Genomic DNA, 13910 nt, shown 5'->3' with positions numbered 1-13910 from the left:
GCTTCGCTTCGTTCGTCTGAATCGGCGCTGCCGGCCGACGCGCCAATGGCTTGTGCCGTCATCAGGCGCTCGCCCCAACGAGGTGCTTGTTGAAGAACGAGGTGAGCTTGTCGAAAGGGATCAGCGTGACGCGGTCGTACAGATCCACATGGCCGGCACCCGGAACGATGAACAGCTCCTTCGGTTCGGCGGCGCGCTTGTAGGCGTCTTCGCTGAACTCCCTGGAATGGGCCTGGTCACCAGTGATGAACAGCATCGGCCGAGGCGAGATCGTCTCGATGTCGTTGAACGGGTAGAAGTTCATGAACTTCACGTTGCTGGTCAACGTCGGCATCGTGGTGGTGCGCGCCGATGCGCCCTTGGGGGTGAACTCGCCGCGCGGCGTGCGATAAAAATCGAAGAACTCGCGTTGGATGGGATGCGTATCGGCTGCCAGCGCGAGCACCGTTCCGCCGGTGTATTGGACAGCGCTGCCGTTGAACTCCGCCTGCCGTTGCTCGGCGGCCGCAGCGATGATCTGCTTGCGCTGAGCGACCGTCTGCGAGTGGTTCAGCGCATCGCGGTTGGCCGAGCCCATGTCGTACATGCTCACCGTAGCGATGGCCTTCATCCGCGGATCGATCTTGGCTGCACTGATGACGAAGCTGCCGCTGCCGCACACGCCGATGGCGCCGATCTGCTGCTTGTCGACGAGCGCCTGGCTGCCAAGGTAATCGACTGCAGCGCTGAAGCTCTCGGCATACATGTCGGGCGAGACGGCATTGCGCGGCTGTCCGTCACTGCCGCCCCAGAACGCGAGGTCCAGCGAAATCGTCACGAAGCCCTGTTCCGCCATCTTGGTCGCGTAGAGATTCGCGCTCTGTTCCTTTACCGCCCCCATGGGATGACCGACGACGATCGCCGGGCTGCGCTTCTTGCGGTCCAGCTTTTTGGGAAAGAAGAGGTTTCCTGCGATGGTCATCTGGTACTGGTTCTTGAAGCTGACCTTTTGCACGGTGACTTCGTCGCTCGTGTAGAAATTGTCTGCGCCGCTTGACAACCGGGTGCTCTTCATCGGCGCCGCTGCCAATGTGGCGCCAGTCGTCGACAACATGCCGGCGGCAGCGGCGCCGGTGCCAGCCATCTTCAAAAATTCGCGGCGGTCGGAAGGGGTGCCTGTATGGGTTTTCATGGTCGATGTTCCTTTACGGCAAGTCTGCCGATCGACGAGGAAATTGACTAGGTAATGAATGCTTAATACATTTATTAACTCCACTAATCAGTGCGCGCCCCGCGAAGACCAACATGCCAAGACGCAATCTCAACGACCTCCTGGCCTTTGTGACGGTGGCCCGCGAAGGCAGCTTCACCAAAGCGGCTGGCACATTGGGCGTTACGCAATCGGCGCTCAGCCAGGCGATCCGCGGCCTGGAAGAAGGCCTGCAGATCCGCCTGCTCACACGCACCACACGCAGCGTCGCACCTACATCGGCTGGAGAGCGACTCATGAAGGCGATCGGCCACCGCTTCGACGAGATCGAGGCCGAACTGGAAGCACTTACCGAATTGCGCGACAAGCCCGCCGGCACCGTGCGCATCACCTGCGGCGACAACGTGCTGCACACGGTGCTGCTGCCCAAGCTCACGCCGCTGCTGCGCGAGTACCCGGAGATCAAGCTGGAGTTCGACATGAACTACAGCTTTCGGGACATCGTGGCCGACCGCTTCGATGCGGGCGTGCGCATGGGCAACACGATCGACAACGACATGATCGCAGTGCCCATCGGCCCGCCGCTGCAGATGGCGGTGGTGGCATCGCCCGAATACTTCGCCGTCCATTCCATTCCCAAGACGCCGGCCGATCTGACGAAGCACGCCTGCATCAACCAGCGCATGCCGACATCGGGCGGACTCTATGTGTGGGACTTCGAGAAGCGTGGCCGGAAGGTCAACGTCCGCGTGGATGGGCCGCTGATCTTCAACACCGCGCCTCCGCAGATCGACGCATCGCTGGCCGGGCTCGGCATCTCGCTGCTGCCGGAAGACGAGCTGATGGCGCACATCGACTCGGGGCGGCTGGTTCGCGTGTTGCAGGACTGGTGCCCCAAGTTCGCCGGCTACCACCTGTACTACCCCAGCAAGCGGCAGCCGTCGCCGGCCTTTTCGCTGGTGGTAAAGGCATTGCGCTTCAGCGCTTCGCGGTAAAAGCAGTTCGCTCGGGTTTGCGATACCTGAGCGCCTCGATCACCAGCGCCAACGCCGGCGCGATCTGGCGCCGGTTCGCATAGTAGAGGTGATAGCCCGGAAAGGTCGGCCACCAATCTTCCAGCACCGGAATCAGTCGGCCTGCTTCAATGTGTGGCTTCATCAGGTCGTAAGGAACATAGGCAAAGCCCAGGCCGTCGAGCGCTGCCTGCAGCATCAGGGCCGTGCTGTTGAAGATGGTCTGCCCGTCGACCTTCACGTTGACCGACTTTCTACCCTTCTCGAAATCCCACGCGTACAGGTTGCCGCGCGTCGGCAGGCGCAGGTTCACGCACCGGTGTTCGGTCAGGTCCTGCGGCTTCTTCGGCGATGTCTTGCCCGCCAAGTACTCAGGGGAGGCAGCCACCGACATCCGCATGTCGGGCGAAATGCGCACGGCCACCATGTCCTTGTCGATCCGGTCGCCGACTCGCACGCCGGCGTCGAAGCGCTGCGCCGCGATGTCGGTGAAGCCGTAGTCGACGCTGAACTCGATCTGGATGTCGGGGTACTGCTTGAGCAAGGGCATCAGGCGCGGCCAGAGCGCGGTGCCGATGGCGTGGTCGTGTGCGGTGATGCGCACCGTGCCGGCCGGCTTGTCGCGCATCGCGCTGAGCTGACCTAGTTCGGCCTCGATCTCCTGCAGACGCGGCGCCACCGTGTCGAGCAGGCGCGCGCCGGCTTCCGTGGTCGAAACGCTTCGGGTGGTTCGCGTTAGAAGCCGCACGCCCAGCCGCGCTTCCAGCGCCAACATCGCGTGGCTCAACGCCGAGCGCGAAAGACCAATTTGCGCTGCCGCTCGGGTGAAGCTCCGCTCGCGAGCGACCACCACAAATGCTTGCAGATCGTTCAGGTTTTCTTTGGCCATTGGTGATTGATTTGCACAAGTGCATGCTGATTTTGCAGTCTTCTCGGAAAACCGGCGCAGAAATACAGTGGGGCGAATGCAAAGGCCACTCCTATGAAACTCATCCGTCCCGGCACTCAAGCATCCGCCAAGGGCCCTGCTGAATGCTTCACTGGCTCCGTCCGCATCGACTTGCTGAACAACCCGCCGCCGCCTGCGCGCACGTCGTGCGCCAGCGTTACCTTCGAGCCCGGTGCGCGTTCGGCTTGGCATACCCATCCACTGGGCCAGACACTGATCGTCACGGCGGGCTGCGGGTGGACCCAATGCGAAGGCGAGCCGATCGTAGAGATTCGTGCGGGAGATGTCATCTGGTGCCCGCCCGGCCACAAGCACTGGCACGGCGCGACCGCCACAACTGCGATGACGCACATTGCCGTGCAGGAAGCGCTCGACGGCAAGAACGTTGAATGGCTGACGCACGTTACCGATGCAGAGTATTTCGCAGGCCCGGCGGCCACTGCGACAACGCATGGCTGAGCTATTTCGTTGAGCTGGTTTCAGATCAATAAGGAGTCCCATTTGAACCACCGTCTTCGCGCCTTGGGCGCATGTTTTTGGATGGCGCAGGCCTGCGCGGCTTACGCCGTGGAACCCGCCGTGCCCATCACAGCCCAGCAGATTTTTCGCGCGGGAGCCACGCCATCCGTGGCTGGTCCTGAGGCGACCTTCACCGGTCGCGTCAGGGTCGATCAGCTCTGGCCCGCCACCAGCGGGATTACCGCAAGCGGCGGCTACGTTACTTTTGAGCCGGGTGCACGTTCTGCGTGGCACACCCATCCTGCCGGACAGCGGCTGGTCGTCATTTCAGGTGCAGGCCGCACACAGGAGTGGGGCAAGCCCGTTCAGGAGCTACGAGCCGGGGATGTCGTCTGGTGCCCGCCGGGTGTGAAGCATTGGCACGGTGCATCGCCTGCAGTGGCGATGACACATCTTGCGGTGACAGGAATGCTCGATGGAAAGAACGTCGAATGGATGGAGAAAGTCAGCGATGAACAGTACACAACACGTTAAGCGCTTCTCGAAGCTTGCCCTCGGCCTGGCAATCGGCGCTGTGGCCATGATGGAGCATGCGCCCTCGCATGGACAGACCTCAGCGGCGACGCAGCGGGAGTCTGCGTCCGAGACCCTCTCAATGCGCCAGCAGGCCATCGTTCCGATCGCGGCGTTCGGCGCTTCTGGTGACATGGCCCGGCTCGCTATCGCGCTCGATCAGGGCCTGGACGCCGGGTTGACCGTCAACGATGCGAAGGAAGTGCTCATACAGCTCTACGCCTACGCAGGATTTCCGCGCAGCTTGAACGCTTTGAACGAACTGATGAAGGTCGTCGAAGCACGCAAGCAACGCGGCATACAGGATGCACAAGGGCAGCTGCCTGGAAGGCCCATTCCAACCGGCGAAGCGCTGCTCGCGGCCGGCACCGCGAACCAGACCAAGCTGCTGGGCGGTCCCGCAAAGGGCGCCATCTATGACTTCGCGCCAGTGGTGGATCAGTACCTGAAGAGCCATCTGTTTGGTGCCATCTTCGAGCGCGATAACTTGGATTGGCAAAGTCGCGAGCTCGCAACCGTCGGGATGTTGTCGGCGTTGCCGGGGGCTGACGCGCAACTGCAGGCACACATGGGCTTCAGCATGAATGTGGGCATCACGGCGGGCCAGCTGGATCAGTTAACGAAGGTATTGGCCGCGAAGGTGGATGGGCAAGCTGCAACGCGGGCTCACGATGCGCTTGCGCGCCAACTGGCGTCGCGGACAAAGAGCTGAGTGAATCGTTGAGGTTGGTTTGTAGCAAGGATGGAAATCGTCGCTCTGCATGCGCTACCCCGAGCAGACCGTCATCCACCTTGAAAAAGTATCTATCGCGCTTCCATTTCGCCGGGCGCGTGCAAAGCGTTTAGCTGCAACGGCTGCTTTGCAGGGCGGAGCAGCCTTTCGCTGGCGGACTTCGGGCGGCCGCAATCGCTGCGAAGCAGCGCTTCGGCGAGGTCCAGCAACGGACCGCCCCGGGCCCTGCGCCGCCGGCAGTGCTCTGGCTAGAGTCGGGCATGAGAGGCCATCCAGCAAAGTTCTGGCACCAGTCATCCGATAGCAACCCATATCCGAACTTGACTGCTTTCCGGCGTCCGACCGGAGCAACCTGATGTCCCAACCGGCCCGGTGGCGTCGACTCCCTTCGACTCCAGTCGGCCAAAACCAGCGATTGGCTGGTCACCTAAATGAACCCCGCAACCCTTGGTCGAGGGCAGGACTTGTCAGTTTGCGCGTTTCGCTGCCCGCCAGCCTGCTCCAAGTACTCTACAAACCCGTCGAAGGCATCCAACAAGGGCTGGAACCGCGCCGCACCGCCTTCCAGTTGGCCCAAGGCGTAGCAGGTCGCCTCCAGCGTGGACAGTTGGTCAGGCCCATGGGCTTTGCGGATACGGTAGTGCGAAGGCGGCAGGTTGCGCAGCGCCAAGCGGGGCAACTGTTGCAGTGGCGGGCTTTGGTAGAGCATCTTTCGGCTTTTGCGCCAGGTGCCGTCCAGCACGACCAGACGCAGGCGCGACTGGGCTTGCAGCCACTCGCGCGGTAGCGGGGGCTCAACCCGCAGGTCCGGCGCGGAATCTTGCAGACTGTCCGGGTACAGCAGCAGCGTGTGCTTGCCGTCCACCGGCCACACCGGCACGGCAAATGCCTCACCCACCACCAAGCGGCAGTGCGCCAAGCTGAGGTGCAGCAGGCGGGCGCTGCCTTTGGCCTGATGTACCTCCATCGGGTGCTGCAGCACCAGTACCTCCACCGCGTGGGCGGTGGGCGCGACCCAGCGGCAAATGCAGGCGCTGAGCGGGCGCAGGCAAGCGGTGCACTGGGGGCGTGGAACTGAAGCGGCGGACATGGCCGGATTTTATTCAGCGTGCCTGGCTGGGCAGTGCGTGAAAGGAGATGTCTCATAGCTTTGGCGCGACGACCGGCCGCTTTGAACAATGTCGGAAGACCGCATTGGCACTGAGCAGTCATGACTAGCGGCCGATAGCAGCCATCGTATTTTCGCGAGAGGCGCGCCGCGTTATCACGCGATGCTGCTGCGCTGCAGGCGTTCCGTACCCCCAGCCGAGATGTCTTCGAACACAGAATCAAGCGCAGCAAATACTTCCCAACGGTCCGTCCCCAGGTGCTGCGCAGCTTTGTCGATTACAAGAAGCTCCAGTTCCTCCTCTCGCTTGCCTTTCCATAGCTTGTCAGCAAGCGCAACGGAGAGCTCTTCCAATCCCAGACCGGGGCTGCGCCATGCTGCGTGAGATACACAGCACTCGGCTATCTCGACCTGAACATCGTTCTCAAGCATCAACCGCTTGCCTTCGGCTTCATGGAGCGACCCGGGTCCGCTCATCTCCTCCGGATGCAGAATCTTTCCGGCGTCGTGGATTGCCACGCCCAACTCAATTCGTTTTGCATCGACGTCTAGCCCCAATTTTGCGTAGCGTTCCACGAGCATGTCGGCGGCTTCTCCAACCAATTGAACATGAAGCAGCAACCGCGGAGGAGCACCAAGCCGCTTCAGCAGTTGATATGCATCTGTGCGACTGCGCAGCATTTTCGGCTTGACTTGATAGTTGAGTTTCCGCTTCGCTGATCGGGACACCTTGTGGCGGCACGGCGAACGACGGGTTCTCCGCGGCGACGCGTTCGCGCCGGAAAAGCGGATATTTTTCATAAGTACGGGTTTGAACCTTTAGCCTACGGCACGGCCAGTTGCTCCAGGGCAAACTGCGCACCGCTGATGAACGTCGGGTCCTGGCCCGTCAGTTGCCTTCCCGCGTCAGCCCCCAGAATTCTGCAGCACCACGCCACCAACAGGTTGGATTGCACTCAAAATCTGTGCGTTCCTGCGCTTTCCGCCGACCTTTCGTTGAACACCACCACCATCGACACGTCCAGCAGCCTGCGAGTGCTGCGCGAGCATCTTTCCTCGGCCTATGCGTCGCGCAACGCCGGCGTGTGCGGTCATCTCTGCTTCACCTTCATCGGCGGCGCGATGGGCTACTTCTATTTGAAGTTGCCCATGGTGCTGCCCTTTGTGGCGATGCTTGTCTTCGCGAACCTGTACGTGCTGTGGGCCCCGCGCTGGCATCCCGAGGTGCCACTGGCCGATGGACCGCGTTGGGCGCGCAGGCACACCCTTCAGATGATCCTGATCGGCGTGGCCACCGCACCCGTGCCCTGGTTCTTCGTATCGACGCAAAACCCGGAGGTGACGGCCCTGATGGCCATCCTGATCATGGTCGGCTGCGGGCTTGCCATGCAATCGTTGTGGCCCATGACGGCCTCGCTGTTCGGCTATGGCATTCCGATGATGGGAGGACTGATTGGTGCGTTGCTCTGGCACAGCGATGGCGTGAACCTGTTCCTGGCAGCCGTGGGCACGGCCTATTTGCTGTTTGCGCTGCGCCGCGGCGTCTTGCAGCACAAGCAGCTGACCGATGCGCTGATCCTGCGCTTTGAGAACGAGTCGCTCGCAAGCCGCCTGACAGAGCAGATCGCGGCGACCGAGCGCGCCAGCGTGGAGAAGACGCGCTTCCTTGCGGCCGCCAGCCACGATCTGCGCCAGCCCCTGCACGCCATCGCGCTGTTCGGTGCGGCGCTGCAGAACGCGCTGCATGATCACCCCGAGCACCAGAACGCCGAGCGGCTCATGCGCTCGGTCAATGCGCTGGGCCACTCGCTGGACACCATGCTCGATGTCTCCCGCCTCGACGCCGGCGTGATCACCCCGGACATCCGGCCCGTCGCGCTCGACACGCTGCTGGTGTCGCTCAACCATGTTTTCCTGGCGCGTGCAGAGCAGGCGGACCTGCAGCTGCGGGTACAGGCCAGTGGTGCATGGGTTTACAGCGACGCCCAGTTGCTGCAGAGGATGCTCTCGAACCTCGTTGACAACGCGCTCAAGTACACGGTGCGCGGCGGCGTCATCGTGCGCGTGCGCTCGCGCGGCGAGCGCCTGTGGATCGAGGTGCGCGACACGGGCATCGGCATGGCGCCCGAGCAGCTGGGCCGCATCTTCGAGGAGTTCTACCAGATCAACAATCCGGAGCGCGATCGTGCACGCGGCCTCGGTATCGGCCTGTCCATCGTGCAGCGGCTGTCTCGGCTGCTCGATCATCAGGTTCAGGTGCACACACGCGTGGATCGCGGCACGCGCTTTCGCGTGCACCTGGCGCCAGCACACCCCCCGCCCGACACGTCACCCGGCCCGAGGCCGAGCACCCCGCAGCAAGGTGGATTGCCGCGCCGGATGCCGCCCCAGCCTCCGACGCCGGCCTTGGCGCGGCGTGTGCTGCTCATCGACGATGAGGCCGAGATCCGCCAGGCGATGAGCGAGTTGTTGCGCGCATATGCATTCGATGTACAGGCGGTGGTCGACGAGGGCACGGCGGCCATGGCACTGTCTCAGGCGGAAGCCGAGGGGCGAGCGTTCGAACTGCTGCTGTGCGACTATCGATTGGCCGACGGTGGCAGCGGACTCGATGTGGGCCTGCGCTTGCGTTGGCGCAATGGCACGCGGATGCCGCTGCTGCTGATCACGGGGGAGACCGCGCCCGAGCGCCTGCAGCGGGTGCGCGAATCCGGTGTCCCCGTGCTGTTCAAGCCCGTGAACGCAGACACATTGCTGGATACCATCGACGCGGTGTTGAAGAGGGTATGAATGCCGCAACCCAAGTTGACCGAGGACACCCAGCCTTGGCAGCCCGGTGCCAGCCTTTCAGGGCGTTCTTGTCAGGTACCAAGCTGATGAATGGCCGCCCTGGTGCGTTTGCCGAGCTTGATATACAGCTCGACCGCTTGATCGTTTGACAGTCGCTTGCCGAACCTCATCTGCCATGAAATATCTACGCCATCCTCTTGTTTTTTTCGCCGCGGTCGCGTGCACCCACATTGGCGCTCAAACGACGGGCGCCGCACCGCAGGCATCCATTTCTGAGTCCAATGCCGCCGTGTTCAAAGCTTGCGCCGTCGCTCCTGCAGCGAAGGGAGCGTGCCCGCTCGATGCGGTCTTTGGGCTCTTCAAGCTCGCGCCCAACAACGACGTGCTGGACTTCAAGGTTTCGAAAATCGTACCGCGGACGATCAACCAAAACTACGGTTGGATCCTGAAACTCAACCAGAAATCTGGCAAGGTCCGCGTTCTCGAACGCGCGACATTGCCGCAGACCCCGAAGACGTGGGGCAGCGGTGGCCAGCCTTACGGCACGTCAGCGGATCGCAAGACCATTTCGCTGGACGTGACCCTGACCATCTACGACGGCACCATTTCGAAGTCTTGGGACGTGGCCGATGGCGATCCTGCCGGCCACTACCTGATCAGCGCCTACGTCGAAAACGCCGATCCGGTGCAGTTCGAGTTTGATGTCATCGATCCAAAATGACCAACTTCCGTCGGCATGAGCAGATCCGTTTGCGCAGCGATCAGGTGGAACCAGAGAGAAGTTCCTTGGCCCGAGCCAACAATTCCTTGGTCGTCTTCTTGGCTGGCGTCGATCCGCTGTCTTCCCGGCGAGCCGCTCGACGACAAGTCGGTGCCCCATTCCAACGGCGATCTCCAGCAGCTCCTCCTGGGGCGGATGGATCACTGTGTAGTCCGTGTCGACTTCCGCACACCGTGACACGGCTTCATCGAAGAGCCGCTCAAAGCGGTCCGTATCGTGCCGGGCGTTCAACAGCAACTCGAAGTAAGCCCACTCCACCATATGCCTGTCGTTCGGAACACCTTGCGCGGCCCAATCGAAGGCGATGGCCTGGCGCAGCAGCGGCTCTGCCGTCTCGATCTCCGCTGCACGATTGAATGCGATGCGCGCGGTCGCCAATAGCGAATGCCGAGAAAGGCGCGTCGGCTCTCTCTTTGATCAGTGCGCGCGTTGCGTCGTGGTCAAAAGTCGGCAGGTTCATTGCTGGACAAAAAAAAGCGGGAGAAGAATCGTGCCGTGACCGTGCAGGTCTGCCAGTGGCCAAGCCCACTCTGCGAATCAAACGTCCAGCTTGTACGGATAGCGCTCTGCCAAGCCCATCGACAAACTGTTCATTGCCAAAGCAATTTCGCCAACGTTCGGGATGCTGCCCGTACATTGCTCCACCTGTGCCATCAGGTCGGCCAACTGGAGCCATTGCATGAAGTCGATACCCATATCGATCCCCTGCGCACTGGTTCCCTGGTCGTGGTCGAGAAACGCAACCCTGGAGGCGAATTCCGTTCTCCTCAGAAGCCACGCATCGCCAGTGCCTGAGGCGCCGATAACCCACCAGGTCTTCCCAAGGTCAATCATTGGATGATCTCTGCCAGCGGTCTCTTGCAGCATCTGCGCCAGATTCAGCAGCACGAAGTCCCCCGCGATTTCCTGCGCGCCAACGAAGTCGGCCAATGACAGATAGTCGGCGGGCAAGCATGCCGCAAGTACTTCTCGAGACTTCCGCGAAATGGTGACGGATGCGCGGTCGCGCGAACTCAGGTCCGCCACGATGTGGCTACTGGGACGTATGACCAACAAACTTGAAACCCCCTCATGTGATTGTTCCGATGATGCTGCCATTCGGGTCTGGCCGCTTTCAGCCGGTGGTTCAGGCCCGGCACTCAGTGGGCCTGAGGGTCGAAGTAGGCCTCCCACGACAGCCGCGAAGGTTGGAGGCCCTCGGCCCTTCGGAAGGAAGCCATGGCTTCCTCGTCTGCGCCGCAGTTCATCTTTGCCACCCCCAGATTGAAGTACGTATTCCGGTCAGTTGACCCGAGTTCAACCGCGCGCTGTAGGACGGATGCCGCCTTTTTGTGTTCGCCCCGGTCGCAGAGCACAGCGCCCAGGCACGTCGCCGCAAGGACGTTGCCGGGGACTTCAACGAGCGCCCTCGCGAGCATCGCTTCTGCGGAGGTCAGGTTTTCCTCCCACTTGTCAGGCTCCTTCCAGGCCTCCTGGACAAGCGACCGACTGGCCGAAATGATGTGCAAGTTCATGTGGGTTGAGGCTTTTCGCGGGCGGCGTCTTCGGGTGGCCGCGTGCGAGAACTTTCTTCAAAATCCATGCAGTGTTCCATGCACTCTTATCCTCGCCAAGCCATGTCGTCGAACGTTTGATGGTGGCGGCATCCTGCCGCACGTGCGCCAACGTCAGCGCCTCTCAAAACCGTTCTTCACACCGAAGATGCTGTGCCGAGCTTGCGACAAATCAAGACACGCGGCACAGTCACGTTTTTACCTTCAGCGCACCGAAGAGAAGATCAAATGCCAAAAGCCTACTGGGTCAGCGCGTATCGCGCAGTCAACGATTCCGAAAAACTTGCCGCTTATGCAAAGCTGGCCGGCCCGGCACTCACTGCCAACGGCGCGCGCTTCCTGGCGCGCGGCGAACCGTCCAAGGTCTATGAACTCGGCGTGATGCAACGCACCGTACTGATCGAGTTCGACAGTGTTGAACAAGCAGTTGCCGCACACGACAGCCCGGCATACCAGGCCGCATTGGCTGCACTGGGCGACGGAGCCGACCGCGAGATTCGCATCATCGAAGGCGTTTGAGTGGCAGGAGCGCGACGCTCCCCCTTTGAGTACCCGCGGGCAGCAGAAGCTTTCGCCAAGGCGCGCTTGCAAGACAGTGGGCCCGCGTCTCTCGTTTCCCCGCTGCTGGTCTACATACCGCCGACATGCGCGAGAGCAGCGCCGTGGCCCAGTCTGTACTGGCGCACGAGCGTCGAGTCGCCATGAACGTCGACAGCTCGACTTCGGAGTGCGACCAACTGAACGCCTTGATCGCCTCGATCGACGCCGCGGCCCGCCAGCCGCAGCCGCCGTTCGAGCAGGACCGGCTCAAGGACCAACGCAGGCACGCACACGACCGCCGATTCGCGCTGCGCTGCGGCTAATCCCCCGCGGCCAGGCCCCGCGCGTCGGGTTCGGCGTGCGGATCATCTGCGGCGCGCAATGGCAGCACACCCGAGACCTCGCGCAGCCGCTTGTGCGCAGCCCCCTCCCACGCGATGGGCTGCTGGTTCTTCGCACGCAGGTAGTGGTGCGTGAACACGGCCAGGTAGGCCTCCAGTGTTTGCGCGGCGACGTGCTCGCCTGCCAGGTCCATGCACAGGGCCGCCACCTCGCTGGTGCAGAAGTGGTCGTCGCGCCCGGAGCGACGCAGCTGGTACTGCGTGATCTGCTCCGGCTGCAGGCTCAGCACGGGCAGCGGATCGAGATACGGGCTTCTGGTGAACATCTTGCGGGCCTCGCCCCACGTTCCGTCCAGCAGGATGAAGAGCGGACGCTTCGCGGGCTCGCCGCCGGTAGGGTCGGCGGGGTCGGCGGGGTCGGCGGGGTCGGTGGAGTCGGGCAAGGGCACGGCATGCACCACGCGCTCGGGCGCCGCGTACTGCCCCGGAAACACCACGTACGGCTGCCACTGCGGGTCGCCCAGCAAGGCCAGCAATGCGGGGTCGGTCTCGGTGCGCGCCCAGCCGAAGGCGAAGGTGTCGGCGACCACGTCGGCGATCAGCCAGCCCGTGTTGGTCGGCTTGAGCGGCTCGATGTCGGCCATGAGCAGGCACACCCCCGCGCGCGTGGTCAGCAGGGGCCGCAAGGCACACATGCAGTGGCTGGGCACCAGCCGGCAGCCGGCGCAGCGCTCGCGCTTGAAACCGCCACGGGCAAGAAAGGGCTTGGCGCTTCGCGCCAGGCGCGCGGCGCGAAGAAGGGAGACGGCGTGGGGCATGCAGTGATTCTCGGCGGTGTCTCAAAGCGGGTTGGCGGCCGAAAACCGGCCCGCCCCGCCGCGTTGCGTCCGAACAGCGCCAGCGGCTAGGCAATCGCGGGAGGGCCAGCCTCGGGAAGAAAGGTCCTGACATGCGCCGCGAAGGCAGCCGTCAACGCGGTCGGCTCGTCACGAGCGAATGCAAGCTTGACCCCGACGCCCGGCAGATCGGGGAACCCCTGCGCCGACGTCAGGATCTCCAAGTCGTCGGGAACGGCGGTTCGCGTCAGCACGATGACGGCCAGGCCGGAGCGCGCCATGCCGACCAGGCCCGACAGGCTGCTGCTGGCATAGGCGAGCCGATAGGCGCGACCCGCGGCCTCCAGCGCCTGCCTGGGCAGCAGATGGTCGAGTGCATCGGGCGCGCCCAGCGCCAGCGGCAGCGGATCGATCGACGCGGCGGCGCCGCCGCGCTGCGTCACCCAGACCAGAGGCTCGTGGCGGATCACGTCGCCACCCACCGCACCGCCCGTCTCGGCCACCGACACCGACACCAGCGCCAGGTCGACCGCACGCCGGGCCAGCAGCTCATGCAGGCGGGGTGTCGGCGCGCACATCACTTCCAATTGCACCCGCGGGTGCAGGCTCGCAAAGCCTTGAAGCAGGTACGGCAGGAACACGACGGCATAGTCGTCCGGGCAACTGAAGCGCAGCACGCCCGACAGCTGCTCGCCGCGCAGTTCGGCCAGGGCTTCGTCGTGCTTGCGCAGCAGTTCCCCCGCGCGCACGAGCAGCCGCTCGCCGGTGGCAGTGAGCGTCACGCCTCGCCCGGTGCGATGCAGCAGCGGTTGCGCCACGATGCCTTCGAGCCGCTGCATCTGCATGCTGAGCGCCGACTGCGTGCGCCCCACGCGCAGCGCAGCCTGGCCCAGCACGCCGGTCTCCGCGATGGCGACAAAGCTGCGAAGCAGGTCGATGTCCAGGGATTGGCTCACGGGATGAATTCTCCTGATAGCTGAGTTCAAAACAATTCGCTTCCCGGCGCGGGAGGTGCTGCGTAAGGTGCGTCATTTTGATCGGGAAG

At 63.1% G+C, this 13910-nt stretch carries 16 protein-coding genes; 8 read left to right on the top strand and 8 right to left on the bottom strand.

The genetic code is table 11. The features are described 5' to 3' along the window. Positions 1 to 61 precede the first annotated feature (61 nt). Positions 62 to 1093 carry an alpha/beta hydrolase gene (locus AC1DJH_RS14320; protein WP_472116160.1) on the bottom strand — a complete coding sequence of 344 codons (1032 nt, stop codon included), beginning with the start codon at positions 1091 to 1093 and terminating at the stop codon, positions 62 to 64. A 191-nt stretch (positions 1094 to 1284) separates the two neighbouring features. On the opposite strand from AC1DJH_RS14320, the gene AC1DJH_RS14315 reads away from it, so the two are divergent. After that, positions 1285 to 2184, top strand: coding sequence for a LysR family transcriptional regulator (locus tag AC1DJH_RS14315; protein ID WP_472116017.1), 900 nt, complete (start codon positions 1285 to 1287; stop codon positions 2182 to 2184). Here AC1DJH_RS14315 and AC1DJH_RS14310 read toward each other — a convergent pair. After that, positions 2168 to 3091: a LysR family transcriptional regulator gene (locus AC1DJH_RS14310; protein WP_472116020.1), complete on the bottom strand. Its 924-nt coding sequence runs from the start codon at positions 3089 to 3091 to the stop codon at positions 2168 to 2170. The genes AC1DJH_RS14315 and AC1DJH_RS14310 overlap by 17 nt on opposite strands. 93 nt (positions 3092 to 3184) lie before the next feature. Here AC1DJH_RS14310 and AC1DJH_RS14305 point away from each other — a divergent pair, with 93 nt between their 5' ends. The 3 genes from AC1DJH_RS14305 to AC1DJH_RS14295 all read left to right on the top strand — a co-directional run bounded on the left by AC1DJH_RS14305 (position 3185) and on the right by AC1DJH_RS14295 (position 4895). After that, a complete protein-coding gene (locus AC1DJH_RS14305; RefSeq protein ID WP_435441771.1) occupies positions 3185 to 3610 on the top strand; it encodes a (R)-mandelonitrile lyase in 426 nt (141 codons plus the stop codon). Positions 3611 to 3691: 81 nt separating this feature from the next. Further along, complete coding sequence (locus AC1DJH_RS14300) at positions 3692 to 4144, top strand: (R)-mandelonitrile lyase (RefSeq protein WP_472116163.1); 453 nt, start codon at positions 3692 to 3694, stop codon at positions 4142 to 4144. 49 nt (positions 4145 to 4193) lie between these two features. Further along, entirely contained in the window at positions 4194 to 4895 is a 702-nt protein-coding gene (locus AC1DJH_RS14295; RefSeq protein ID WP_472116166.1) for a carboxymuconolactone decarboxylase family protein, read from the top strand. Between the two features lie 448 nt (positions 4896 to 5343). On the opposite strand, the gene AC1DJH_RS14290 is transcribed toward AC1DJH_RS14295, so the two are convergent. Then, complete coding sequence (locus tag AC1DJH_RS14290; RefSeq protein ID WP_472116023.1) at positions 5344 to 6006, bottom strand: tRNA-uridine aminocarboxypropyltransferase; 663 nt, start codon at positions 6004 to 6006, stop codon at positions 5344 to 5346. 174 nt (positions 6007 to 6180) lie between these two features. Beyond that, complete coding sequence (locus tag AC1DJH_RS14285) at positions 6181 to 6825, bottom strand: hypothetical protein (RefSeq protein WP_472116025.1); 645 nt, start codon at positions 6823 to 6825, stop codon at positions 6181 to 6183. A 195-nt stretch (positions 6826 to 7020) separates the two neighbouring features. On the opposite strand from AC1DJH_RS14285, the gene AC1DJH_RS14280 reads away from it, so the two are divergent. Then, positions 7021 to 8814 carry an ATP-binding response regulator gene (locus AC1DJH_RS14280; RefSeq protein WP_478186112.1) on the top strand — a complete coding sequence of 598 codons (1794 nt, stop codon included), beginning with the start codon at positions 7021 to 7023 and terminating at the stop codon, positions 8812 to 8814. A 175-nt stretch (positions 8815 to 8989) separates the two neighbouring features. Continuing rightward, a complete protein-coding gene (locus AC1DJH_RS14275) occupies positions 8990 to 9535 on the top strand; it encodes a hypothetical protein (protein WP_472116031.1) in 546 nt (181 codons plus the stop codon). 597 nt (positions 9536 to 10132) lie between these two features. On the opposite strand, the gene AC1DJH_RS14270 is transcribed toward AC1DJH_RS14275, so the two are convergent. Beyond that, complete coding sequence (locus tag AC1DJH_RS14270; RefSeq protein WP_478186111.1) at positions 10133 to 10621, bottom strand: hypothetical protein; 489 nt, start codon at positions 10619 to 10621, stop codon at positions 10133 to 10135. A 113-nt stretch (positions 10622 to 10734) separates the two neighbouring features. After that, entirely contained in the window at positions 10735 to 11109 is a 375-nt protein-coding gene (locus AC1DJH_RS14265) for a hypothetical protein (protein ID WP_472116036.1), read from the bottom strand. A gap of 267 nt (positions 11110 to 11376) precedes the next feature. On the opposite strand from AC1DJH_RS14265, the gene AC1DJH_RS14260 reads away from it, so the two are divergent. Together AC1DJH_RS14260 and AC1DJH_RS14255 are read left to right on the top strand one after the other, a co-directional pair. Continuing rightward, the gene (locus AC1DJH_RS14260; RefSeq protein ID WP_435485434.1) at positions 11377 to 11667 is read left to right on the top strand and encodes a DUF1330 domain-containing protein; all 291 of its coding nucleotides are present in this window, start codon (positions 11377 to 11379) and stop codon (positions 11665 to 11667) included. A gap of 143 nt (positions 11668 to 11810) precedes the next feature. After that, entirely contained in the window at positions 11811 to 12011 is a 201-nt protein-coding gene (locus AC1DJH_RS14255) for a hypothetical protein (RefSeq protein WP_472116042.1), read from the top strand. On the opposite strand, the gene AC1DJH_RS14250 is transcribed toward AC1DJH_RS14255, so the two are convergent. Continuing rightward, entirely contained in the window at positions 12008 to 12847 is an 840-nt protein-coding gene (locus AC1DJH_RS14250) for a tRNA-uridine aminocarboxypropyltransferase (RefSeq protein ID WP_472116044.1), read from the bottom strand. The genes AC1DJH_RS14255 and AC1DJH_RS14250 overlap by 4 nt on opposite strands. Positions 12848 to 12933: 86 nt before the next feature. Beyond that, positions 12934 to 13821 (bottom strand): LysR family transcriptional regulator, encoded by an 888-nt coding sequence (locus AC1DJH_RS14245; RefSeq protein WP_472116046.1) that lies wholly within the window; start codon positions 13819 to 13821, stop codon positions 12934 to 12936. Positions 13822 to 13910: the final 89 nt, after the last annotated feature.

Source organism: Variovorax sp. 10N412 (assembly GCF_056394985.1).
Note: the sequence above shows the minus strand (reverse complement) of the source record. Positions and strands in the feature narration are given on the sequence as shown.